This window comes from Chloroflexota bacterium (assembly GCA_026708035.1).
Lineage (GTDB): Bacteria > Chloroflexota > UBA11872 > UBA11872 > UBA11872 > JAJECS01.
Genome location: JAPOVQ010000025.1, coordinates 145,573 through 169,339, shown reverse-complemented (window position 1 = coordinate 169,339; position 23,767 = coordinate 145,573). Strand labels below are relative to the sequence as shown.

Below are 23,767 nucleotides of genomic sequence, written 5' to 3'. Positions count from 1 at the left end.
GCCGCGCTCCGGCATAAGTGGCTGGCGCTGTCAGCTAGCGCCGTTCGCAAGATCAGCGCGCTGCAATTGGGACCCAGGCAATCCCGTCTACGTGCGCGAAATGTCGATCGGCTGAAATCAGGTCCGCGCCGGTCTCCATGGCGTGCGCCGCGATCCACACGTCGTTGGTCGGAATGGGACGACCCTTCGCTCGCAGCGCAGCCGCGATCCTGGCGTAGCGGTCCGCGGTTACCTCGCCGACCGGAACGAAGGAAACGTATGGGCTATTCCGAAACGCACGAAGGTCAGCGAGATTGCTATCAAAGTGCGACCCCAGGCGAAAGCCATGCATCAATTCGCCAACCACCACCGCCGAGAGCAGGATTTCCTCGGCGCTGCGAACAATGTCGATCACCTGCCTATGCCCGCGCACGAGCAGCGAGTAGGCATTGGCGTCCAGCAGACCCCTCACCGCCAGACCGACTCGTCGATGGTGTCGAACTCACGCAGCGCAGCATCCAGTTCATCCGCTCTGGCGGCAGACCAGGTCCCGATCAGGTGATCCAGGGAGTCGCCGATGGTATCCGCGCCTCCGGCACTGTCCGTGAGCCCGGCTCCCTTCCGGAGCAACTTTAGCGCGGCCTGATTCAGGGAGATCCCCTCGCGCTTCGCCAGTCGGCGCAGCCGGCGGCTCAATTCGTCGTCGAAGCCTCTAACCGTGAGTTGGTGCATCGCAGGCACTTCCAAAATGAGTCAAAATGTGAGTCACTTTGAGTCACCGTATCACTCACCAGCCCAGCGGTCATCGGGGCCAGCGTGAACGGGAAGGCAGGCACGACAAGAGCCTCGCTATCCGGTGTCGCTTGGCGGACCGGATTAAACCGGCACGAACTTGTGGAGCCGGTTGGCGCGTTGGACTTCGCAGACGTAGAGCGCGCCCTGGTCGTCGATCCAGACGTCGTGCGGGGCTCCGAACTGGCCGGGGCCGGTCCCGGGTTCGCCCAGCTGGGTGATGCGCGTGCCGTCGAGATCGAGCACCGAAACGCGACCGTCGAGCTGGGCCACGTAGATGGCGTCGGCCTCCTCGTCGACGTAGAGGTTCGTGGGCCGGTGGAGGCCGGTCCATTCCGCCTGGAACTCGCCGTCGCGGGTGAAGACCTGCACGCGGCTGTTTTCGCGGTCGGCCACGAGCACGCGGTCGTCGCGCGTGACCCAGATGCCGTGCGGCAGGTCGAACTGACCCGGCCCGCTGCCGGGGCTGCCCCAGGATTTCTCGATCACACCTGCCACTGAGAATCGGTGGCACTTGGCGGCCCGGTAGCCGTCGGAGATGAAGACGGTGCCGTCGGCGGCCAGGTGCGTGTTGGTGGGGTGGTTGAAGCCGTCGAAACGCGGCGGCTCGCCCGGCGGTGGGTCGCCCTTCATGTGATAGTCGTCGTCGGTGGACCTGATGTGCAGCAGGCCGACCTTGCGGAGCACCCGGCCCGCCGTGTCGCAGACCCACACGACCTGGGCGAAGCGATCCGTGAGCCAGAGTTGCTCCTCGTCGTCGATGAACGCCCCGTGCGCGTGGCTGACGAACGTGTCGCCCCAGTGATCGACCAGCGAGCCCTCGCGGTCGAAGACGAGCATGGGATGCGTGCCGCGCCCGAAGCAGTAGACGCGTCCATGGCGGTCGGAGACCACCCCGCCGATCCAGCCGGTGGAGATGTGGGGCGGAATCTTGGCCCAGCCGGGAACGAGTTCGTAGGTGAATCGGCCGCTGCCGGTGCGCATGATCGAGCCTTTGTAGTCACGCTTGGGGCGGACGGCGGGAGCGTAGCAGCCGGCGTCCAAGGAGGGGCTCAGCAAGGCCGTGGACTCTGCTCGCATCCGTTCGATGAACCCTTCGACAAGCTCAGGGCCTGCCCCGTACTCGATACGGGGGCGAACGGATGCGGCGCGACGCTCGTGGTGATGCGCTACCTCTTCAAGGGTTCCCCAATTGGACTGAAACGACGCGAGGGGTTGACGCCGCCGGTCGATCTGCACCACCGTCACGACGACATCGCGCTCGCCTCAAATTGACCGCGCCGCTGACACGTGACCCTTTCCCGTTCACCTGAGGTTTCCCAGGTCGCCGCCACCTTCGGAATCATTGCGGCCACGGCATTTGGGGCGTCGGTCTACGGGCCGTTGCTGGTGCCGATCCAGGCGGAGTTCGACGTCAACTTCGCGACGCTGAGCGTATTGGTGGCAGCACCGTCGCTGAGCCGGGTTCTCGTCACTCCGGCGGCTGGCTACTTGACGGACCGCGTGGGTCCGCGGCGATTGCTCGCGATTGCGTCGTTCGCGTTTGCGTTGGGAGGGCTGGCCGCCGCCGTGTCGCCGGGCTTCTGGGCCCTGGTCGGGGCGGTGTTCGGATCGGGCATGGCCGCGGCTTTCGTCGAGAGCGCCGCAGTCGCTCACCTGGTGCGGCTGGCGCCGCCGGCAGCCCGAGGGCGCACGATTTCGCGCGGGCTCACCGGATTCCAGATCGGCATGCTGGCGAGCCCGGTTGCCGCGGGCGGCCTGGCGGTGGCCCTGGGGTGGCGCTCGGCCCTGGTGATGGCGGCCGTCGTGGCGGTGGTCGGCGCGTTCATCGCCGTGGCGCTGATCCGCGACGCTCGGCCGGCCGCCAGCGCCGCCCCCGAGTCCCCGTCGATACCCGAGCCTCCCGTGTCGTGGCGCGCGATCGCCGGCGTGCTGGCGTTCGGTGCGCTGCTTTGGGGCGGCGCTTCGACGCTGCGGGCCGTTGCCCTGCCGCTCTACGGCGGGGTGACGCTCGAGCTCGACCCGGCGACCGTGGGACTGGTGCTCTCCCTGCTCAGCGGCCTCCGCGCCGTGGCGACGTTCGCGGGCGGGCAGCTGATGGACCGCTACGGGCGGCGGATGGTCGTTGGCTTTACCGTGTTGATGAACCTGCTCAGCGCAACGGTGCTCATGCTTCCCGCGCACGTGGCCTTTCTGGGTATCACCGCGTTCTGCTATGCGATGGGTGGCTTTGGCGCCACCTCACCCGTGATTCTGCTCGCCGACCGCGTGCCGGCGCGCCACGCCGGCCGGGGCGTGGCCGGGCTGCAAGCCAGCTCGGGGGCATCGGCGCTGCTGCTGCCGCTCGCCGCCGGCGCGCTGATGGATGCCGCCGGCATCGTGGCCCTGGCGCTGATGCTGGCGCCGGTGTTCGTCCTCGCCATCCTGGTGGGCGCCGTGGTCGCCCGTCCGTCGCCTCCGCCACGGCCGACGTCAGTGGCCACGGCGGACTAGGGTGAGCATCGCCGGCCCGACTCTTCGCCATCGGGAACGCCGGCAAGTCGGGTGGGGGCGGATTGCGAACCGCCCGCCCTGGTGGATGAAGAAGCCCACTGTCCGCTGGATTCCGGCTTCCGCCGGAATGACGGAAGAGGCTTCGCGAGGTTTCCCGTCGCTGGAAGGGCCCGGCCCCCTCTCCCCAGCGCGGGAGAGGGTTAGGGTGAGGGGGAAAACCCGCGCGCGAACACGCGGAGGGACGCCGACATGGAGTACCGCAGGCTGGGCCAATCCGATCTGGTGACTTCCGTCATTGGATTCGGCGGATTCCCAATCGGACGGGGGCAGTACGGCCCGTTCGACGACGACGAGGCCATCCGCAGCATCCATCGGGCCATCGACCTTGGGGTGACGCTGGTCGATACCGCCGCCGGATATGGGCTCGGCGAGGGCGAGAAGCTCGTCGGACGGGCGCTGAAGGGACGCCGGGACGAAGTGCTGCTGGTGAGCAAAGGCAGCACCGCGCCCGACAAGATGGCCGCGGACCTGGAAGGCAGCCTGGAGCGGCTGCAGACGGACTATCTCGATCTCTATTTGATCCACTGGCCGGATGCGAGCGTGCCCATCGCCGACTCGATGGGGGCCATGGCCGAGTTCCAGCAGCAGGGCAAGATTCGGTACGGCGGCGTGAGCAATTTCAGCGCGGCCCAGCTCGGCGAGTGCCTGGAGACGTTTCCCATCGTCACCGAGCAAATCGGCTATCACCTGTTCGATCAGCGGCCCGAGGCCGAGCTGTTTCCCTTCTGCCAGGAGCACGAGCTTGGCGTGATGGCCTTTGGTCCCATGGCGCACGGGCTGCTGACCGGAACCATGACGCCCGAGACGACCTTCGGCGAGGACGACTTTCGCAGCCGCGGCACCGTGTTCGAGCAGCCGTTGTTCGAGCCAGAGCACTTTCTGGCCTACCTACGGCGAGTCGAGGCGCTCAAGGAAGCCGCCCGCGACCGCGGCTTCACGGTGGCGCAGCTAGCGCTGGCGTGGGTGATCGCCAACCCGATCGTGAGCGTGGCGTTGGCAGGCACGCGGCGGCCCGAGGAGATCGAGGAGAACGTCCGCGCCGTCGAGTGGCACATGACCGAAAGCGAGCGGGCCGAGCTCACCGCCATCGCGGCGGGCGAGTAGATCAGACAGGAATCCGGATCGAGTCTCGCGGACGCGCGGCTTGGGACCTACAGTCGCGCATCGGGAGGCATTGCAGGAGGCGCCAGCCATGACCACATCAGACACCGGGGAGCCCACGGTTTCGACCATCGAGCTCGAGCTGCCGGGCGCCCCGCCGGCTCGCTTCAAGCTGCTGTGGGACGCGGCGCCGCAAACCTGCGCGGCGGTGACCGCGGGGGTGCCCGAGCAGGCCGAGTGCCTGCACGCGATCTATTCGGGAACCATCGCGGCGTTCTACTTCGACCCGACCGTCGTGGCGCCCATCGAGAACGCCACCACCTGCGTCGCTCCGGGCGATCTGATCTTCACCCACTATGAAGCCGGCACGCGGCACGGGCATCCGGGCGCCTTGAGCGAGGTCTACTGGCCCTACGACCGCTACGCCCGCCCCACCATTCCCGGAAAGTTCATCACGCTCGAAGCCGCGAACGTTTTCGGGACGTACGACGGTCCATCGGACGTCTGGCAGGCCTTCGCCGCGCGCTGCGAGCGCCTGCGCTACGACGGCACCGCCACCATCCAGATTCGGATGTCCTGAGCCGGTTCGCGGCGACATTGGGCCGTGGGGGCGCGGCGCCTCCGTGGTAGCTTGCCGCACCTCACGACCTCCGGCGGGGATTCACCGTGCCTCCGGCTGCGCTGGCGCTGGTATTCACGGCGGCCGCGCTGCACGCCGCCTGGAATCTGCTCGCCAAGCGCGGCCAGGGACACCCGGTCTTCTTCTGGCTCGCCCTGGTCATCGCGTCGGTGCTCTATCTGCCGGCGTTCATCGTCGGAGTCGTTCTCGAGCCAATCCCGGCTGCGGGCTGGGGCTGGATCGTGGCTACGGGGTTGCTGCACGCGGCCTATTTCTGGTCGCTGGCCAACGCCTACGCACGCGCCGACCTTTCGGTCACCTATCCATTGGCGCGGGGCCTCGGGCCGACGCTGGTGCTGATCGTGAGCATCTGGCTCATCGGCGAGTCGGTGTCGCCCACGGGGCTCGCCGGCGTGCTGACGGTGGTTGCCGGGATCTACGTGCTCAACCTGCGGAGCTGGCATCCCAGCTCGCTGCTGGATCCGGCACGCGCATTGCTGCAACCCGGCGGACGCTATGCGGCGGTCACCGGCGTGCTGATCGCCTCGTACACACTGGTGGACAAGCAAGGCGTGGCCATCGTCAACCCACTCACCTACGTCTACCTGATGTGGCTCATTGCCGCCGCGACGCTCACGCCGGTGGTGCTGGCCCGCTATGGACGCCGCCCCTGGCGTCATGTGTCCGTGTCCATGCGCGACGTGACGCTGGTGGCCATCCTGTGCGTGGCCGCGTATCTGCTGGTGCTCATCGCGCTCACCATGGCGCCCGCGCCCTACGTCTCCGCCGCCCGCGAGGTCAGCATCCTGATCGGCGCGGCCCTCGGCATGACGCTCCTGCGCGAACCGCGAACCGCGCCGCGGATGGTCGGCGCCGGCGCCATAGCGGCCGGGGCGGCGCTGGTGGCGTTGGCGTAGTCCGCCGTCGGCCCGCCCCCACCAACCAGCCTATGTAGTATCGTCCCGAATCGCGGCCCCTCTCCTACCGGCGGCAATGGCAACAGCCGAACCCCTATCTGATACAGCCTCCATCGACGCGGTGGCTTCGGCTGCCGTGCGCAGCGAGTGGTCGATGGCGTGGCGGCGGCTGCGCCGCAACCTCGCGGCCATGTCCGGCGGCGTGGTGCTGATTCTCTTTGCGCTCTGCGCCGTCTTTGCCGACGTGATCGCGCCGGAAGGCATCAACACGAAGCCGACGCTCGAGTCCGTGCTCGAAAACCGCCTGCGCCCGCCTTGGTCCAGCGGCACTCGCGTGGGCGAGAGCGGCGAGGTTGAGCCGGCTTTCTTTCCGTTCGGCACTGACGACATCGGCCGCGACGTGTTCAGCCGCGTGGTGCACGGCTCGCGCATCTCGCTGCGGGTCGGGTTCGTGGCGGTACTGCTGGCCGGGGCCGGCGGCACGATTCTCGGCATGGCCGCCGGCTACTTCGGCGGACGGATCGATATGGTCATCAGCCGTCTGCTCGACGTGCTGTTGGCGTTTCCGGGGCTGCTGCTCGCCATTGTGATCGTTGCGTCGCTCGGGCCTAGCCTGACGAACGCCATGATTGCCCTAGGAGTTGCGGGCATTCCCTTCTATGCGCGTGTGGTGCGTGGCTCGACGCTCTCCGCCAAAGAGTTCGGCTACGTTCGAGCAGCCCGCGCGATCGGCATGCGCGACACGCGCATCATCGTGCGTCACATCTTGCCCAACATTCTCAGCCCCATCTTGATCATGTCCACGCTGGGGCTGGGCTCGACCATCATCTCGGCGGCCGGGCTCAGCTTCCTGGGCTTGGGCGCCTCACCGCCGACGCCCGAGTGGGGCTTGGAGATCGCCCAGTACCGCGCGGTGCTCGCCCTGGCGCCGTGGATCTGCATCTTCAACGGCCTGGCGCTGGCCCTGACGGTGTTGTCGTTCAACATGCTGGGGGACGGCCTGCGCGAGGCGCTGGACCCGCAAGCGAGCGCCTGGGCGCAGTAGTCCGCACCGTCACGGCGACTGGTTCCAGCCCAAACGAGATACCCCCGACTGGTATCCTCGCGCACAGGTTTGGAAAGCGAGTCTTTTGAGGGGAGAAACTATGGATCGTGGTAGATCTCTGAGTCGTCGAAACGTCCTCCGTGGCGGGGCTTTGGCCCTCGCGGGCGGCGTCGGCGTTGCCGCGCTCGCAGCGTGCGGCGAGGGCGAGGTCGAGATCAGGGAGGTCGAGGTCGAGAAGATCGTCACCGTCACCGAGATCCAACAGGTCGAGGTCGAGAAGGTGGTGACGCAGGAAGTCATCAAGGAAGTCGAGAAGGCCGTCGTCGTCGAGAAGGAAGTCGTCGTCGAAAGGGAAGTCGTCGTCGAGAAAGAAGTGATCGTCGAGATCGAGGCCGAGACGGCCGCTCGCGGCCTTCAAAAGGGCGTCAACCTCTTCCGCTCCGACGAATCCGTCCCGCTCGGCGAATGGAACCCGACCCGCGGTGGCCGGATTACCTGGGGAACGCCGGGCCCGATCACGTCGCTCAACCCCGTGCGAATGGACCAGTGGTCCTATCGCAACGGCTTCCCGATTTACGAGAACCTGTACACGTGGGCGCCGGGCAACCGGATCATTCCGTGGCTGGCCGCTGACCTGCCGGAGCTGTCCGCTGACCGCCTGACCCGCCGCATTCCGTTGCGGCGGGACGTGAAGTTCCACGACGGCACGCCGTTCAACGCGGACGCGGTGACCTTCAACTTCATGCTGTTCCTGGACGAGAGCCTGGAGCGGGGCGAAATCGCGGGCAAGGTGGGAGACATCGAGAGCGTCACGAAGGTCGACGACTTCACCATCGACCTGAAGACGAAGACGCCGCAGGCGCTATTCATGCAGGTGCTTGCCGATTTTCAGATCACGTTCGCCTCACCGCAGGCCTATATCACCTACCGCGAAGACATCGCGCGCAATCCCGTCGGCACCGGCGCCTACAAGTTCAAGGAGTGGCAGGAGCAGGTCTCCGTTACCTACGAGCGGTTTGATGACTACGCCTGGGCGCCGGAGTGGGCGACGAACAAGGGAGCGCCGTACCCGGACGAGTTCGTGGTTCAGATTCTGGCGCAGGACGCGGTAGCCCGCGCAGCGGCCTTCGAGGCCGGCGAGGTGGACTGGATCCAACACTTCCAGTTCATCGACCTGGAGCGCTTCGCCAAGCAGGACAACCGCATCATCCTTGGACGCCTGGCCCCGGGCATGCCGTGGTTCCTGCACATCAACTCGATGCGCTGGCCCACCGACGACATCGTCGTCCGCAAGGCGCTGAATCACGCCATCAACAAGAAGTTGGTGGTACAGCGTGGCAACGGCGGTATTCCGCGCATCGCGGGCAACATCCTCACGCCGGGAACCATCGGCTACAACCCGGACATGGAAGACCTCTACCCGTGGGACGTCGGCAAGGCCAACCAGCTGCTGGATGACGCCGGCTACACGCGCGGTGAGGACGGCTTCCGCTACCGCGACGGCCAGCGCATGCAGGTGGAGTTCCCCAACACGCCGAACCCGTTGAGCGAGCTGTACAAGCTGGACATCGAGTCCGGCATCGGCATCTTCGTGGACATCCCGAACGTCGAGTTCGCGACCTACATCAACGACATGGCGCAAGGGAAGTACACCCACCAGTGGACCGGCGGGCGTGGCCCTGACGCCGACGTGCTGTACGCGAAGTACCACACGTCGAACTACGGGCTGCCGGGCCGCGCGTTCGCGTTCCTCAACTACAACGGCGAGCCGGGCGTGCCGACCGAGGGCGACCCCATCGACGCACTGCTCGACGGCGCGCGCTCCGAGTTTGACGAGTCCAAGCGCGCCGAGATGTGGATGGAGGCGAACCGCCTGATCCAGGAGGCCGCTGTCAACCTTCCGCTGTCGGACGCCATGGGGCAGTGGTTCTACAACAGGGACCAGATCGGCGGCGTGGCGCTCTCCACAATCCACGAACCAGCCACCGTGCTCGACTTCTACGACAAGAAGGGCGGCTAGCGCCTAGGGAGATCGGCACCGTCCGCCGGGAGGGTCTCGGGATCGCCCGGTTCATCCGCCGGCGGACGGTGCCCGGACTCCGGCGTGCACTGAAATCGACGACTAAACGGGCCCACGACCGACAGATTCCGCGCGGTGCAAATCGCCCGCGCGGGCTGGTATCCTCTCGCGCACAGGCCCGGAGAGCCTGCAACTGGAGGGAAGGTCTATGGATCGTGGTAAGTCTCTGAGTCGACGGAACGTCCTCCGCGGCGGGGCATTGGCCCTGGCGGGAGGCGTTGGCGTCGCCGCGCTCGCAGCGTGCGGCGAGGGCGAGGTAGAGATCAGGGAAGTCGAGGTCGAGAAGATCGTCACCGTCACCGAGATCCAACAGGTCGAGGTCGAGAAGGTGGTGACGCAGGAAGTCATCAAGGAAGTCGAGAAGGCCGTCGTCGTCGAGAAGGAAGTGGTCGTCGAGAAGGAAGTCGTCGTCGAGAAGGAAGTCATCGTCGAGATCGAGGCCGAGACGGCGGCGCGCGGCGCACTGAAGGGGATCAACCTCTTCCGCTCGGACGAAGCCGTTCCGCTCGGCGAGTGGAACCCGACCCGCGGTGGCCGCATCACCTGGGGTACGCCGGGTCCCATCACCTCGTTCAACCCGGTGCGCATGGACCAGTGGTCCTACCGCAGCGGCTTCCCGATGTACGAGACCTTGTACACCTGGGCGCCCAACAACCGAATCGTCCCGCGGCTGGCCGCCGACATGCCCGAGCTGTCGGATGACCGCCTGACGCGCCGCATCCCGTTGCGGCAGGACGTGTCCTTCCACGACGGCACGCCGTTCAACGCGGAGGCGGTGGCGTTCAACTTCATGCTCTTCTTGGACGAGAGCCTGGAGCGGGGCGAGATCGCGGGCACAGTCGGCGACGTGGAGAGCCTCACGGTTGTGGACGAGTTCACCGTCGATCTGAAGACGAAGACGCCGCAGGCGCTGTTCATGCAGGTGCTGGCGGACCGTCAGATCACGTTTGCCTCGCCGGCGGCGTACATCCAGTACCGCGAAGACATCGCGCGAAACCCGGTCGGCACGGGTCCGTACAAGTTCAAGGAGTGGCAGGAGCAGGTCTCCGTCACCTACGAGCGGAACGAAGACTACGCGTGGGCGCCGGAGTGGGCGACGAACAAGGGGGCCCCGTACCCCGACGAGTTTGTCATCCAGATCCTGGCGCAGGACGCGGTGGCCCGTGCGGCGGCCTTCGAGGCCGGCGAAGTGGACTGGATCCAGCACTTCCAGTTCATCGACATGGAGCGCTTCGCGAAGCAGGACAACCGCGCCATCCTTGGGCGTATGTCTTCGGGTATGCCGTGGTTCCTGCACATCAACTCGACGCGCTGGCCCACCGACGACATCGTCGTCCGCAAGGCGCTGAACCACGCGGTCAACAAGAAGCTCGTGGTGCAGCGCGGCAACGGCGGCATCCCGCGCATCGCCGGCAACATCCTCACGCCGGGCACCATCGGCTACAACGAGGCGATGGAAGACCTGTATCCGTGGGACGTTGGCCTTGCCAACAAGCTGCTGGATGACGCCGGCTACGCTCGCGGCGACGACGGCTTCCGCTACCGCGACGGTGAGCGCATGCAGGTCGAGTTCCCGAATACGCCCAACCCGTTGAGCGAGCTGTACAAGCTGGACATCGAGTCCAGCATTGGCATCTTCGTGGACATCCCGAACGTCGAGTTCGCGACCTACATCAACGACATGGCGCAAGGGAAGTACACCCACCAGTGGACCGGCGGGCGTGGCCCTGACGCCGACGTGCTGTACGCGAAGTACCACACGTCGAACTACGGGCTGCCGGGCCGCGCGTTCGCGTTCCTCAACTACAACGGTGAGCCGGGCGTGGCGACCGAGGGCGACCCCATCGACGCATTGCTCGACGGGGCCCGCGCCGAGTTCGACGAGTCCAAGCGCGCCGAGATGTGGATGGAGGCGAACCGCCTGATCCAGGAAGCCGCCGTCAACATCCCGCTGGCCGACGCCATGGCGCAGTGGTTCTACAACAGCGACCAGATCGGTGGCGTGGCGCACTCCACGCTGCTCGACCAGGCGTTCGCGATGGACTTCTACGACAAGAAGGGCGGCTAGCGTCTAGGGAGTTCAGCACCGCCGCCGGGTCTGGGTGGCCGAGGATGGGCGAGAGCCTCGGTCAGGGCCTGTCCGCCGACGAGCCTCGCGCTCGTCGCGGAACAGGTCAACGCAGGCCCGGCGGCGGTCTGCGTTCCCGCCCCGCCCGGCGGTTATCCGCTCGCTCAGTCTTCGGCTCTAGTCGCCGAAGTACTCGTCGTGGCCGCCGAAGGCTGCCCGCAGCCGCTCGACGTCAGCGGCGGGCAATGGACCGCGACTTACGGCTGCGACGTTTGCTGCGAGATGGAACGGATCGGCCGTGCCCGTCAACACGCACGCGACCTCCGGGGGCGCAGCCGCAAAGCGGTAGGCCGCCTCGATCACCGACCCAACGTCGCCGTGGATGAGCCAGTCGAGCGGCTGCGCGTCCGGAAGTGCCGCAGGCGGTACCAGGCCCGCGTCCTTCATCCGCCTCACCATCTCGCGCAGGTGCACGGGATCGGCCATAGCGCGTCGCACGGGCGTCATGGCGACCACGCCGACGTCGTTTTCACGGGCCGCTGGAAACACATGGCGTTCGGGGGCGTGCGTCAGCAAGTTGTAGTTGGGCATCACCACATCGGGCCAGCCGTCAGCGACGGCGCGGCCCACCATCACGGGCCATCCGGAAATGCCGACGAACCGAGCCAGGCCGTCGTCCTTCAGGCGCAGCAATTCGGGCACTTGACGCTCGCGGCAATCGTCGTAGAGCTCAGGCCGCAGCGCGTGAATCAGCACAATATCGATCGCGTCCCGCCGGAGTCGCCGCAGGCTCGCCTCGACCGACGGCCGAATGACGCTCGGCGGCGCCAAGGGCGGCGCGTCCGCGTGCACGTCGACCACGCTCGGATACTTGGTCGCAATCACAGTCTCGTCCCGCGGCAGGCCGTCCAGCGCGTGGGCGAGCAGCGATTCGCTGTCGTGATACACCGGCGCGGTGTCGAAGTAGTTGATACCCAGGTCGAGCGCGCGCCGCACGAAGGCACGAACCAGATCACGCGTGGTGCCGCGCGTCTGGCCAAGCTGACTTGGCCCACCGGTTCCGAGGCCGACTAACGACACTTCGAGGCCCGTCCGGCCCAGCCGGCGATACTCCATCAGCCAGCCCGCGGCGCCGGCGCGCCGCCCCTATCGAAACGCCGGCAGCGTGTCGGCATCGATCTCCACGCCGAAGCCGGGCGCGTCGGACGGTCGCAGCCTGCCGTTCTTGGGCACGGCCGTGCCCGGCAACAAGGGGCCGTTCTCCAGGGGAACGCCCGGCGCCGTGGCGATGTACCACTCGCCAAGCGGAATCGCCGGAAGGGCGACGAGGGCGTGTTGCCCATACGGACTCCCAGCCCCACCGTGCGGAATGACGGTCAGCCCCGCCGCGTCCGCGATGGCGCAGATCTTGATCAGCGGCGTCAACCCGCCCACCCATGCAATATCCGGCTGCAGGATGTCGACCAGTCGGCGCGACGCCGCGTGTTGGAAGGGATATGGGGTGTACCAATGCTCGCCGCTTGCGAGTGTCTGCCAGGGTAGGCGGGCCCGCAGCTGTGCATAGCCGTCGAAGTCCTCTGGACGGAGCATCTCCTCGATCCACGCGAGGCTGTACGGGCGCAGCGATTCCGCCAGCTGTACGCCGTATTCAACGTCGAGCGACATCCAGCAGTCGAGCATGAGTTGCGCGTCCTTGCCCATGCACTCCCGGGCCGCCGCCACGCTCGCGATGTTGCGGTGCAGGCCGACTTGCCCATGGACGGGACCGCAGGGACAGGGCACCTTCACGGCGGTGAAGCCCAACTCCCTGACCCAGTCCACGTCGCCGCAGGTGGCGTAGCACTGGACAGAGTCTCGAGCCGGTCCGCCGAGCAGTTCGTAGACGGGCTTCTCCAGCACCTTGCCCTTGAGATCCCACAGCGCCAGGTCAATGCCGCTGACGGCGTACGACGCGAGGCCGGTGGCGCCGAACGGCGCACACAGCCGGACCAACATGTCGTACAGCCGCTCGGTCGCGAGCGCGGGCTCACCGATGATTCTCGGTCCCAGGTAGTCCTGAATGACGGCGGCCACGGGCCGCCCATACCTCCCGGGGCCCACCCCCCGCGTGCCGTCCTCGGCCGTCACGACGACGAGGAAGTCCGGCCAGTCCGGCACCCAGCGCAGCATGTTGGACCCGGCCGGGAAATAGCGCGACATCGGATTCGCCATGGGGCTCCGCTCGAGCCAGCCCGGGCGTCGACGACCCGTATTGGGATCGCGGGCGGGCAACTCGAGCACTCTGGTCTCGACGCTTGTAATTTTCAACGCGCGAGGACACCGTTGTCGGGCTGCGTGCAGTGTCTCACGAGATGGGCTCCGCGACCTCGTTCCCGCGGCTAAGGCAGCACTTCGCAGCGTTCCGCACATCGCCGGCAGCGTGCTCGCCGGATGGGCCGTCGGCTACACTGCCGGGCCTGAGGCGACTCGAAGGATGGATAGGCTCAGCCCTCCACGAGCGCCTCCAAGGACCGTTCGCACGGTGAGCGAGGAGCAGGCGCAACATGGGGCGATATATCGTCCGGCGGTTGCTCGCCGCGATCCCGGTAATCCTGGGCGTGCTGCTGCTGGTCTTTGTGCTCCTGCGCCTGATCCCGGGCGATCCCGTCGAAGTCTTCTACTACAGCAGCGACGCCGGCGGGACGTCCAACACCTCGGTCTCGATCGACGCCCTCGAGCAAGCGCGAGCCAAGCTGCGGCTCGATAAGTCCATTCCCGAGCAATTCGCCTTCTACCTGTGGGACGTGCTGCGGCTCGACCTTGGGCGTTCGTTCCGCACCAAGCAGCCCATCACGGACGTGATCGCCGAGCAATTCCCCTCGACGCTGGTGCTCACGCTGGCGGGCATGGCGGTGACGCTCTTCATCGGGCTGGTAGCCGGCGTGATTTCGGCCATGCGGCATCACACCTGGGTCGACTACACAAGCCAATTCATCGCGGTGCTCGGCGTTTCCGTGCCCAATTTCCTCATCGGACTCATATTGATCTACATCTTCGCCATAAATATGAATAACTTCCTGCCGGCCATTGCCAACGGCAATGGCAAGGAACTCATCATGCCCGCGCTCGCGCTGGGCATCGGGGGCGCAGCGATCGTGGCCCGGCTTACGCGCTCGTCCATGCTGGATGTCATGAGCCGCGACTACATCCGCACCGCGCGCTCGAAGGGTGTGCGCGAGAGCACCGTCGTCTGGGGCCACGCGCTCAAGAACGCGCTGATCCCCGTGGTCACGATCGTGGGCTTGCAGTTCGGCAGCCTGCTTATCGGCGCGGTGGTCATCGAAGTGGTGTTCAGCCGCAAGGGCATCGGCTTCACGCTGGTCAAGGCCATCCTCACGCGCGACTACACCGTGGTGCAGGCGTTGGTGATGCTGGCGGCCACGATCTACGTGATCGCGAACCTCCTCGTGGACGTGCTCTACACCTACATCGATCCGCGCGTCCGGCTCGCCTAGGCAGGCGCGTCACTCCCCGACCATCGACAGCACCGACGCCACACGGCACGGACAAGGTTTTCAGGAATTTCTATATCCTCTAGGCTGGCGCGTTCCGGCGACGCGCGGACGGCGCGGACGGCACGAATTGGCGGCGTCGCCGAAACGGCCGTCAGGGTGCGTCTGTCCCTGGCCTGAATGTGAATTGGAGCACAGGAGTGGCACATAACGTCGCGGTCGATATGGGCGGCACCTTCACGGACTTGATCGCCACCGATGGCGACACCGGATTGCAAGTCGCAAAGTCGCTCACGACGCCCGCCTCGCCCTCACAGGGCATCTTCGACGCGCTGGCGAAAGCCGAAATCGACCCAGCCGCCATCGATTATTTCGTACACGGCACCACCGTCGGCACCAACATGCTCATCGAGCGCCGCGGGCCGCGAATCGGTCTCATCACGACCCAGGGCTTCCGGGATGTGCTGCGCATCCAGCGCATCGTGCGCCCGGAATCGTTCGACCTGCATTGGCGCAAGCCGCGGCACCTGGTGGACCGCGCGCTCAGCCTCGAGGTGCGGGAGCGGATCGGCGCGCACGGCGAGGTCGTGCAGGCGCTGGAGGAAGAAGACGTGGTGGCCGCGGTAGAGCGCTTGCGCGCCGAGGAAGTCAAGGCCATCGCCGTCAGCTATCTGTTCTCGTTCCTCAACCCCGAGCACGAGCGCCGCACGCGGGAAATCGTGCAGGAGCTCTACCCCGAGGCCTACGTTTCGATTAGCTCGGACGTGTTTCCCCAGTGGCGTGAGTTCGAGCGTACGAGCACGACGGTGATCGACGCCTACCTGAAGCCGCGCATCGACGAATACCTCACGTCGCTCGAAGACGAGCTGGATCGCCGCGGCGCGCGCGGACTGCTGATCATGCGCAGCAACGGGGGCGTCATGGCGACGGCAACCGCCAAGGCCGAGCCCGTCACCATGATTCAGAGCGGCCCGGCCGGCGGCGTGATCGGCAGCCTGCAACTGGGGCAAGACCTGGGGCTCGATCCGCTGATGACCGCCGACATCGGAGGCACCAGCTTCGACGCCTGCCTGGTGGCCGGCGGGCGGGCCGCGCAAACCACGACCACCGAGCTTGAGTTCGGCATACCCATCGCCACGCCCATGCTCGACATCCGTTCCATCGGGGCCGGCGGCGGCAGCATCGCCTGGCTGGACGCGGCCGGGCTGCTCAAGGTCGGCCCGCAGAGCGCCGGCGCCGATCCCGGCCCGGCGAGCTATGGCCGCGGCGGCACGGAGCCGACCTCAACCGACGCCAACGTGGTGCTGGGCCGGCTCGATCCCGCGTTCAAGCTCGGCGGCGACGTGCAGCTGGTGCCCGAGGCCGCCCGGACGGCGATTGAGCGGATCGGCGCGCAGCTGGGATTCTCGGCGGAGCGCGCCGCGGCGGGCATCCTCGAAATCATGAATAGCAACATGGCCGAGACGATGCGCCTGCTCACCATCGACCAGGGCATCGACCCGCGCGAGTTCGCCCTCGTCGCCTTCGGCGGCGCGGGCCCGCTGCACGGCGCCTACCTGGCGGACCACTTGGGAATGCAGCGTGTCATCGTGCCGCCGTTCCCCGGCGCGTTCAGCGCCCTGGGCGCGCTGATGGCCGACACCAGGTTCGACTACATGCAGACGCGCATCACCTACTCCGACAACATCGACGTCGAGACCGTACAGAGGGACTTCGACGATCTGGAGCAGCGGGCGCGCGACGACTTCGCGCGCGAGGGATTTGGCGATGCGCCGGCCATGCAGCGCAGCCTGGACCTGCGCTACTACGGCCAGAACTGGGAGCTCGAGGTCCCGGTCGCCGGCGGCGCCATCACCGCCGAGGACATCGCGACCGCGCGCGCGGCCTTTGACGCCGAGCATGATCGGCAGTTCGGCTGGAGCTTCCCGGAGTCGGCGTTCGAAATCGTCAACATGCGCCTGACGGCCATCGCCCGGCGGCGGGAGGTCCTCCTACCCGACGTACCACCCGGCCCCATGCCGGCGCCGGTCAAGGTGGGCGAGGTCTACTTCACCGAGGCCGACGGGCTGCTGTCCACGCCGTTCTATCACCGCGACGACCTGCGCGCCGGCAACACGTTCAAGGGCCCGGCGATGATCGTGGAAGACGACGCCACGGCAATCGTTCCGCCCGACTGGTGGGCGCGGGTCGAGCCGCAGGGCAGCGTGATTCTGGAGGTGGAGTGAGATGGTGCAGGACACATCCGCCAAGCGCAGCGTCGCCGACCTGAACATCGACGATCCGGTCCAGCTCGAGGTCACGCGCAACTACCTGATCGGCACCTGCGAGGAGATGGGCGCGGCCATGCTGCGCACCTCCTACTCGACGATGTTCAACGAGGCGCGCGACTTCTCCTGCGTGGTATTCGACGCCGCCGGCCAAATGATCGCCCAGGGCGACTTTTGCCCGGCCCACATCGGCGCCATCGTGCATACCGTCGAGTGGGCCATCAAGGAAGTCGGCCCGGACAACATGCACCCGGGCGACGTGATCCTCCACAACGATCCCTACCGTGGCGGCTGCCACATGCCGGAATTCATGACGCTGAAGCCCTGCTTCTACAAGGACGAGGTCGTGGCGTACGCCGCGAACATCGCGCACATGACGGATATCGGCGGCATGGTGCCGGCGGCGTTCGGCGACACCCGCAACATCTTCCAAGAAGGTCTGCGGCTGCCCCCGATCAAGATCTACAAGAACGACGAGCCGGTGGAGGACATCTTCGCGATCATCACGTCCAACGTGCGCACGCCCAAGGTCTCGCGCGGCGACCTGATGGCGATGGTGGGCTCGACCTACCTGGCAGAGCGCCGCATCGTCGAGTTGATCGACCGCCTGGGCATCGACCGTTTCAATCTGTTGTCGGAGCAGATCAAGAACGTGTCCGAAGTCATGATGCGGCAGGCGATCGCGCGCATGCCCGACGGCGCCTATGCGGCGGAGGGATTGATCGAGGACGACGGCGTGCTGCCGGACACGTCCTATCGGTTCGCGGCGGAGGTCAACGTGCGCGGGGACGAGATCGTGGTGGACTACACCGGGTCCGATCCCCAGTCCGCCGGCGCGATCAACCAGTCGTTCGGCACGACCGCTTCCGCGACCTACGCCACGATCTTCCACATGATTCCCGACGACATCCCGTGGAACCACGGCGCCTACCGGCCGATCGCCATCGTGGCGCCGCCGGGCACGGTGGTGAACGTCAACTATCCCGGGTCGTGCGTGGGCGGCAACTCCGACACCTACCCCAACACCATGGACGTGCTGTTCGCCGCCTTCTCGCAGATGAGCGACCGCAGCCAGGCCTGCGACGGCGGCACCAGCGGCTTGCTCGGCATCTACGGCACCAACACCGATACCGGCGAGCCGTTCGTCCTGCTGCACATCGAGGGCATGGGCTGCGGCGGACGTATCGACGCCGATGGCAACGACGCGATGGTGACGAAGAACGGCAACTGCCTGAACTCGCCCTGCGAGGTGATCGAGGTCCGCTATCCGGTGCGCATCGAGGAGTACAGCGTCATCCCCGAAAGCACCGGGCCGGGCGCCCACCGCGGCGGCTTTGGCGTCCGGCGCATCTGGCGCTGCCTGGCGCCGATCACCATCAGCGCCCACGTGAACCGCACCTGGTTCCAGCCCTGGGGCCTCAAAGGCGGCGAGCCGGCGGGCAACGCGGCGCTGTTGTTCAAGCCTGCGGGCGCCGACGAATGGCTCTCGGCCAAGGACCTCTATGACCGAATTTCGGCGGGCAAGTTCTCAAACGTCGAGCTCGAAGAAGGCGACCTGATCATGCTCTGCACGCCCGGTGGCGGCGGCTACGGCGCTCCCCATGAGCGGCAGCCCGAGCTGGTGCGCCAAGACGTGGCCGACGAGCTGATCGACGCGCACGCAGCCGAGCAGACCTACGGCGTGGTGCTGGACGACGCGGGCGTGATCGACCAGGACGCCACCCAGGCGAAGCGAGAGGAGATGGCGCATGCCGCAACGTGAAGTCGACGAAATGCCGCGCTGCCAGAGCTGCGGCATCTTGATTCCGGTGCAGGAGATGGTGAAAGAGCACAAGGGCAAGCCCGTCATCGTCTGCAGCGACAAGTGCTTCCGCATCTACCGGACCTACTGGTATCCGCGCTACGGGCAGAAATCAGCCGCCCAGGGCGGCGGGGACCGTTAGCACGCAGGACATGGTCCGCGGCTCAGTGGACATTGGACGCCCTTTCGCTGTAGGGGCGTCCCTCGTGGGCGCCCGCTCCGCCGACAACCCGGGCAGCCACAAGGGCTGCCCCTACACCGAGTCGTTTCCTGTAGGGGCGCCCCTTGTGGGCGCCCGCTCCGCCGGTGACCTGGGCAGCCACAAGGGCTGCCCCTACACGGACTGTGGGCGAGCGACTACGACGTCTGGAAATCCCCTCTCCTCACCGTGGGAGAGGGTTGGGGTGAGGGGGAAACCATGACTTCAATCTCGGGCGTCGTCCCAATCGTCCCGACACCGTTCGTCCCAGGGTCCGAAGAGGTTGACGCGGCCGCCCTGCGCGGCCTGGTCGATTTCGCGGTTGAGGCCGAGGCCGCCGCGATCTGTCTGCCGGCCTACGGCAGCGAGTTCTACAAGCTCACGGAACCGGAGCGGCTCGAAGTCGTCGAGGTGGCCGTGGACCAGGCCGGCGGACGCCTGCCGGTGATGGCGCAGTGCAATCACGGCTCGGCCCAGGGCGCGGCCCAACTCGCCCGCCAAAACGCCGACATCGGAGCCGAGGTCATCTCCTTCGCGCTGCCGCGCCAGTTTCCGCTGACCGACGGCGACCAGTTCAACTACGCGCGCGCCGTCTGCGACGCGGTCGGCACGCCCGTGCTGATCCAGGACTGGAACCCCAGCGGCAGCTCCGTCGGCGCCGAGTTCTGCGCCGAGCTGGCCGACGCCTGCCCCAACTTCCGCTACATCAAGCTGGAAGAGCCGCGCATGGGCCCCAAGGTGCGCGCCATCATCGCGGCCACCGGCGGCCGCGTGGAGGTGTTCGAGGGCTGGGGCGGGCTCTACATGCTGGAGCTGGTGCCGACCGGGATCGTCGGGATCATGCCGGGCCTAGCACTCACCGACCAGCTGGCGCGCGCGTGGCGGCTGGCGGTTGCCGGCCAGGCGGCGGAGGCGCTGGCGGCGTTTGAGCCGCTCGTGCCGTGGCTGGCCTTCGGCCTCTCCGACATGGAATTCTTCAACGCCCTCGAAAAGCGCCTGCTGGTCGCCCGCGGCCTGCTCCAGCACGCCACCCTGCGCAACCCCACCGTCACCATAGACGCCGACTCCCTGGCCTACGCGGACTTTCTGATCGAGCAGCTATTGCGGGGCGCCTGACCGCCCACCGCCTGGCTCCTGTCGCTGGCAGACGGACCGCAAGCCCAGGCGCTCGAGCACCACGCCAACGTGCGGGTAGGTCGGCAGGCACTCCCGCCCATCCCACCAGCGGAAGTCGATGACCTCGGCGCCGATCTCGACGTCGCCGTCCGCCTCGACGAGGAAAATCATGTGCCGGTTGGTGCCGCTGTCCCACGAGAACATGAATTCCGTTCGGGTTGCGGCGAGGCCCGTCTCCTCGTGCAATTCCCTGACGGCGGCCGCCTCGGGCCGCTCGCCGGGCTCGACGCCGCCGCCCGGCAGCATGAAGATTCCGGCCGGGTCGCCGACCAGGCTGACCAGCAGCACCCGGCCGTCGCGGACCACAACCGCTGTGGCCCGCGGGCGGAGTGGACGAGTCATCCGACCACGGTACCCCTCATCCGCGTCCGGAAGCCTCGCGCGGTCCGAGAGCCGTAGCGTTTAGCCACCCTCCGCCGCGGCCTTGACTTCCTCGTCGCCCGCGAGGTCGGCGAGCTCGGGTAGCTTTTGGGCGCGCTGCCAGACTGATCCCGAGGGATCTCGCTTGGCCGCCTCGCGCAGGCAGTCCATCGTTTCGTGGCGATCCTTGGCGCCCGCCCACACGCACGCGGCCAGAAAGATGTAGGTGAGATAGGGCGCTTTACCCCGAGCAGCCTCGCGGAATAGCCGTGCCGCGCGCTTGTATCGCTTGGCGGAATAGAGTCTTGCGGCGGCGTTGTGACAGAGGACCACGTATTGATTCGGGCCATCGGGAGCAACCGTGCGGGTGGCCGGAAACTCAGCCAATTGCGCGATCACCCGGTCGGCCGCGGCATCGAACTCCTCGCCGCGACCAGCCCGCGTGAGCACGGACATACGTGTCAGATCCCCTTCCACGCGAACCATTTCGGCCAAATCCCACTTGGGAAAGCGATCGGCCAGTGCGACGACCCGGTCGGCAGCCGCGAGCGCGTCGTCGATCCGTTCGTCACGTTCGAGTACCACCGCTTCAGTTCGATTAAGGTGAAACCACGACTCGCGCGTGCGTTCGTTGACAGGAACGGCGGCGCGCAACTCATGCACGATGGCCAGCCACTCAGCGAGCTTCCCGCTGCCCCACCAGGCCAGGGCCTGCGTGCCGTCGTACATGACCCGGAGCCAGCGATGCGGTTCGAGTCGCTCCTTGGCCCAGGCGTAGTCGTCGCGTTGCGCTTGCACCGTCTCCTCGAAGCGGCGCATCAGCGCCAGGTTGTCGGTGCGCTCCCAGCGCGCCCACTCCTCGTCGTCGGTTTCCGAGTCCTGCGCCAGATACTCGGTGAGCAGGTCGACGGTTTCGGCTCGCTTGCGCAGACGGCTGAAAAGCCTGACCGCAGCTCGGACGTTTTCGGATGCAAGGCGCTGGTCCGGCGGCAGGCGCTCGAACGCGGCCAATCCGTCCGCCAGCAGCGAGTGCTCGGCCGACGCCGCGTCGGCCGCCGCCTGGCGCTCGTATTCGGCGACGCACCGCTGCAAGTCCGAGGTCATGCGGCGTCCTTGGGGTTCGCCCAGATTCGGCCACCGTAGCAGTGTGCCCTAAACTGCGTGGCCAAACGGCCCCGTCTGGAGCGCCAGCCGCTGACCCCCTTCCTAAACTTCCCCCTTCCAGAGGGAAGGGACTAAATCAGAGGTTTCCTAGAATCCTTGGGAGCGACTTGGGGCTGGATTGAGGCGGCGGCGCGATTGCTTAGTACAAGGAGCCATCAAGTCGCGCTGGTCATACTTCCGAGCAAACTGGCGACGTGACGCTGTGGCACACGTGAGACGCTTTGCACTCATCGTCGTGGCCACACTGGTCGGCACGGCTGTTTCCCTTTCGGTGGCATCTGCCGACCAGGACGGCACGATTCTCGACTATTCAGCGGTGCTCGATGCGTGCACCCCGGCGTGGGAGCCCGACGATTCCCGCATCGTGACTTGGGACGGGCGAACGCTCCATGGGGAGCCCGATGACGTCCGCGACCTTTTCTACCGTGTCTGGGGTGATGACGATCTCGATGCCGGGCGGCACCTGCGGCGCTGGCGTTGGGAGTGGGAGTGCCTGCATCCGGAACCCTCGACTGATGGACTCCGCCAACGGGCGACCGTGGTCGTGATTCGAGACGGACGACTGCTCGCGGTCACCGACGAGACCGGGATCTTTTCGCTGCCTGGCGGCGGCATCGAGCCAGGCGAGCAGCCACAAGCGGCAGCGATTCGGGAGCTGCGTGAGGAGACTGGCTTGACGGCGACGCGAGCCGAGTTTCGGTTCACGTGGGACAGCTCGAGAAACAGGCACCACGTCTTCCTCGTCGAAGCGGACGGCGAGGTGCAGCTTGGTCCCGATATCAGCGACTTCCGGTGGCTGCATCCGAATGATCGTGTGGCGAGCCACCCGCATGTCGCCGCGATTCTGGCGCGGCTCGGCGACCTGACCTAGCCGGCCACCCACGGCTGAGACGCCGAGTCGTTGGACTCGGTCAAACCCTGTTCGTTTAGCTCGCCGCCTCGATTGCTCGCACGTCGTCCGACCAATCGCGCCAGATGTCCCCGCCCGCGTCGGTCATCGCCATCTCGTCGGAGAGGGCCTCGGGCGACTTCATGAATCCATAGATCGTGGCCTGGCGGATCACGTCGTTGGAGGTGTTCTGGCCGGGAACGTGCAGGATCTTGTGGTGCCACAGCACCACTGAGCCGGTCGGGCCGTTTGTGTCGACCGCCTCGGTGTCGGCCTTCACGGCCTCAACGATGGGATCGGCCAGGCGCTCGTGGCCACCCAGCTTGCGCGAGTGGTGGCGCCGTCCAACGTGTGTTTCACCGGCGTGAAACGTCTTCCAGTGATGCTCCCAAATCCGCGTATGGCTGCCCGGCCACACGGTGAATCCGCCGGATGCGGGCGGCAGGTCGTCAATGTAGGCCGCGAAGTTGAGCCGGAAGCGGCCATATGACGAGCCATCGGAATGCGCGCCGCGCCAGTTGGGGCCCGGGTCCGGGCTGTTGGGCAGCGTGCAATAGAGGCCGCGCGTGCCCTGCCCGGTGAGGAGTTCGAGCCCCTGCTGCGGCAGCCGCAGGGTTTGCGTCTGGAACGTCGGCAGCGAGGGCCAGGAGTCCAGGTCCTGGCCGTACAGCACCTCCATCGACTCGTCGCTCATCAGGCAGGGGCCACTGGTGGACCCGGACTCGTCGCGCCCGGCCGGCCACACCACGGTGCCCTCGCCCAGGAGCTGCTCCGCCACGGTCCATAGCGCCCGCGGGCCGAGGTCGAGCATGAACTCCTTGGTGCCGTTGCGCACGTAGTACCGCGTTCCGCCGCCGCCGAAATAGGGCTGCCCGCCGTGATAGGCGACCGGAAAGTTGGTCTGTTCCTCGTCGGTGATCGGCGTCCACGTGGAAGGGTCGTCGCGCTTCATGCGTGGGAGGTAGGTCCCGATCGCCTCCCACATGTCGTCCCGCGCTTGGCGGCAGAGCTCGGGATCGAGCGCCCCCGGCAGCACGAGAAAGCCGTCGCGCTTGAACTGAGCGATCTGTTCTTCGGTCAGCGGCGGCACCTGCGGCACGCTCGGGGCGGCCGTGATTTCCCGTTCCGGGGGCGGCTCCACCTGCGGCACGCTCGGGGTGATGGTCACCATGTGATCCCTACCTTAGTCGCGATTCGACCGGGGCCAATACCGGATTATGGCGCACGAACCGGTGTCTGTTGGGGGAAATCGTTTGTTTTGCTTTC

The 23,767-nt window shown here is 66.9% G+C and carries 21 protein-coding genes; 13 read left to right on the top strand and 8 right to left on the bottom strand.

Annotated features, from left to right (window positions below; translation table 11 throughout):
* Positions 1–52: 52 nt before the first annotated feature.
* From OXG33_10895 to OXG33_10885, 3 genes are all read right to left on the bottom strand, one after another.
* Entirely contained in the window at positions 53–451 is a 399-nt protein-coding gene (locus OXG33_10895) for a type II toxin-antitoxin system VapC family toxin (GenBank protein MCY4114428.1), read from the bottom strand.
* Positions 448–711, bottom strand: a complete 264-nt coding sequence (locus OXG33_10890; GenBank protein ID MCY4114427.1) for a hypothetical protein — start codon at positions 709–711, stop codon at positions 448–450. Before OXG33_10890 ends, OXG33_10895 begins: the two co-directional genes overlap by 4 nt.
* 144 nt (positions 712–855) lie before the next feature.
* Positions 856–2,019: a hypothetical protein gene (locus tag OXG33_10885; GenBank protein ID MCY4114426.1), complete on the bottom strand. Its 1,164-nt coding sequence runs from the start codon at positions 2,017–2,019 to the stop codon at positions 856–858.
* A gap of 42 nt (positions 2,020–2,061) precedes the next feature.
* On the opposite strand from OXG33_10885, the gene OXG33_10880 reads away from it, so the two are divergent.
* From OXG33_10880 to OXG33_10850, 7 genes are all read left to right on the top strand, one after another.
* Positions 2,062–3,264, top strand: a complete 1,203-nt coding sequence (locus tag OXG33_10880; GenBank protein ID MCY4114425.1) for an MFS transporter — start codon at positions 2,062–2,064, stop codon at positions 3,262–3,264.
* A gap of 249 nt (positions 3,265–3,513) precedes the next feature.
* Positions 3,514–4,428 carry an aldo/keto reductase gene (locus OXG33_10875; GenBank protein MCY4114424.1) on the top strand — a complete coding sequence of 305 codons (915 nt, stop codon included), beginning with the start codon at positions 3,514–3,516 and terminating at the stop codon, positions 4,426–4,428.
* Positions 4,429–4,516: 88 nt separating this feature from the next.
* Positions 4,517–5,005, top strand: a complete 489-nt coding sequence (locus OXG33_10870) for a DUF3830 family protein (protein ID MCY4114423.1) — start codon at positions 4,517–4,519, stop codon at positions 5,003–5,005.
* A gap of 86 nt (positions 5,006–5,091) precedes the next feature.
* Positions 5,092–5,961, top strand: coding sequence for an EamA family transporter (locus OXG33_10865; protein ID MCY4114422.1), 870 nt, complete (start codon positions 5,092–5,094; stop codon positions 5,959–5,961).
* Positions 5,962–6,115: 154 nt separating this feature from the next.
* Positions 6,116–7,006, top strand: coding sequence for an ABC transporter permease (locus OXG33_10860; GenBank protein ID MCY4114421.1), 891 nt, complete (start codon positions 6,116–6,118; stop codon positions 7,004–7,006).
* A 151-nt stretch (positions 7,007–7,157) separates the two neighbouring features.
* Positions 7,158–9,026, top strand: a complete 1,869-nt coding sequence (locus OXG33_10855; GenBank protein MCY4114420.1) for an ABC transporter substrate-binding protein — start codon at positions 7,158–7,160, stop codon at positions 9,024–9,026.
* A 259-nt stretch (positions 9,027–9,285) separates the two neighbouring features.
* A complete protein-coding gene (locus OXG33_10850) occupies positions 9,286–11,154 on the top strand; it encodes an ABC transporter substrate-binding protein (protein MCY4114419.1) in 1,869 nt (622 codons plus the stop codon).
* 177 nt (positions 11,155–11,331) lie between these two features.
* On the opposite strand, the gene OXG33_10845 is transcribed toward OXG33_10850, so the two are convergent.
* Positions 11,332–12,270, bottom strand: coding sequence for an aldo/keto reductase (locus OXG33_10845; GenBank protein MCY4114418.1), 939 nt, complete (start codon positions 12,268–12,270; stop codon positions 11,332–11,334).
* Between the two features lie 30 nt (positions 12,271–12,300).
* Entirely contained in the window at positions 12,301–13,365 is a 1,065-nt protein-coding gene (locus tag OXG33_10840) for an L-rhamnonate dehydratase (protein ID MCY4114417.1), read from the bottom strand.
* A 332-nt stretch (positions 13,366–13,697) separates the two neighbouring features.
* Between OXG33_10840 and OXG33_10835 the strand changes: the two genes are divergently transcribed.
* From OXG33_10835 to OXG33_10815, 5 genes are all read left to right on the top strand, one after another.
* A complete protein-coding gene (locus tag OXG33_10835) occupies positions 13,698–14,648 on the top strand; it encodes an ABC transporter permease (GenBank protein MCY4114416.1) in 951 nt (316 codons plus the stop codon).
* 197 nt (positions 14,649–14,845) lie between these two features.
* Positions 14,846–16,870 (top strand): hydantoinase/oxoprolinase family protein, encoded by a 2,025-nt coding sequence (locus tag OXG33_10830; GenBank protein MCY4114415.1) that lies wholly within the window; start codon positions 14,846–14,848, stop codon positions 16,868–16,870.
* A gap of 4 nt (positions 16,871–16,874) precedes the next feature.
* A complete protein-coding gene (locus OXG33_10825) occupies positions 16,875–18,674 on the top strand; it encodes a hydantoinase B/oxoprolinase family protein (protein MCY4114414.1) in 1,800 nt (599 codons plus the stop codon).
* Entirely contained in the window at positions 18,661–18,855 is a 195-nt protein-coding gene (locus tag OXG33_10820) for a hypothetical protein (protein ID MCY4114413.1), read from the top strand. The genes OXG33_10825 and OXG33_10820 overlap by 14 nt, the downstream gene beginning before the upstream one ends.
* A gap of 276 nt (positions 18,856–19,131) precedes the next feature.
* Positions 19,132–20,028, top strand: coding sequence for a dihydrodipicolinate synthase family protein (locus tag OXG33_10815; GenBank protein MCY4114412.1), 897 nt, complete (start codon positions 19,132–19,134; stop codon positions 20,026–20,028).
* Here the strand turns inward: OXG33_10815 and OXG33_10810 are convergent.
* Both OXG33_10810 and OXG33_10805 read right to left on the bottom strand, forming a co-directional pair.
* Entirely contained in the window at positions 20,011–20,430 is a 420-nt protein-coding gene (locus OXG33_10810) for an NUDIX hydrolase (GenBank protein MCY4114411.1), read from the bottom strand. The two genes, OXG33_10815 and OXG33_10810, sit on opposite strands and share 18 nt — an antisense overlap.
* 60 nt (positions 20,431–20,490) lie before the next feature.
* Positions 20,491–21,552 (bottom strand): hypothetical protein, encoded by a 1,062-nt coding sequence (locus OXG33_10805; GenBank protein MCY4114410.1) that lies wholly within the window; start codon positions 21,550–21,552, stop codon positions 20,491–20,493.
* Positions 21,553–21,823: 271 nt separating this feature from the next.
* Between OXG33_10805 and OXG33_10800 the strand changes: the two genes are divergently transcribed.
* Positions 21,824–22,483 carry an NUDIX domain-containing protein gene (locus OXG33_10800; GenBank protein ID MCY4114409.1) on the top strand — a complete coding sequence of 220 codons (660 nt, stop codon included), beginning with the start codon at positions 21,824–21,826 and terminating at the stop codon, positions 22,481–22,483.
* 55 nt (positions 22,484–22,538) lie between these two features.
* Here OXG33_10800 and OXG33_10795 read toward each other — a convergent pair whose 3' ends face one another.
* Positions 22,539–23,669, bottom strand: coding sequence for a phytanoyl-CoA dioxygenase family protein (locus OXG33_10795; GenBank protein ID MCY4114408.1), 1,131 nt, complete (start codon positions 23,667–23,669; stop codon positions 22,539–22,541).
* Positions 23,670–23,767: the final 98 nt, after the last annotated feature.

What these genes read in the sequence shown, in the direction of transcription:
- OXG33_10890 (MCY4114427.1), bottom strand. Translation starts at nt 711, where the DNA reads ATGCACCAACTCACGGTTAGAGGCTTCGACGACGAATTGAGCCGCCGG.
- OXG33_10875 (MCY4114424.1), top strand. Translation starts at nt 3,514, where the DNA reads ATGGAGTACCGCAGGCTGGGCCAATCCGATCTGGTGACTTCCGTCATT.
- OXG33_10870 (MCY4114423.1), top strand. Translation starts at nt 4,517, where the DNA reads ATGACCACATCAGACACCGGGGAGCCCACGGTTTCGACCATCGAGCTC.
- OXG33_10860 (MCY4114421.1), top strand. Translation starts at nt 6,116, where the DNA reads ATGGCGTGGCGGCGGCTGCGCCGCAACCTCGCGGCCATGTCCGGCGGC.
- OXG33_10845 (MCY4114418.1), bottom strand. Translation starts at nt 12,270, where the DNA reads ATGGAGTATCGCCGGCTGGGCCGGACGGGCCTCGAAGTGTCGTTAGTC.
- OXG33_10840 (MCY4114417.1), bottom strand. Translation starts at nt 13,365, where the DNA reads ATGGCGAATCCGATGTCGCGCTATTTCCCGGCCGGGTCCAACATGCTG.
- OXG33_10835 (MCY4114416.1), top strand. Translation starts at nt 13,698, where the DNA reads ATGGGGCGATATATCGTCCGGCGGTTGCTCGCCGCGATCCCGGTAATC.
- OXG33_10820 (MCY4114413.1), top strand. Translation starts at nt 18,661, where the DNA reads ATGCCGCAACGTGAAGTCGACGAAATGCCGCGCTGCCAGAGCTGCGGC.
- OXG33_10815 (MCY4114412.1), top strand. Translation starts at nt 19,132, where the DNA reads ATGACTTCAATCTCGGGCGTCGTCCCAATCGTCCCGACACCGTTCGTC.
- OXG33_10810 (MCY4114411.1), bottom strand. Translation starts at nt 20,430, where the DNA reads ATGACTCGTCCACTCCGCCCGCGGGCCACAGCGGTTGTGGTCCGCGAC.
- OXG33_10805 (MCY4114410.1), bottom strand. Translation starts at nt 21,552, where the DNA reads ATGACCTCGGACTTGCAGCGGTGCGTCGCCGAATACGAGCGCCAGGCG.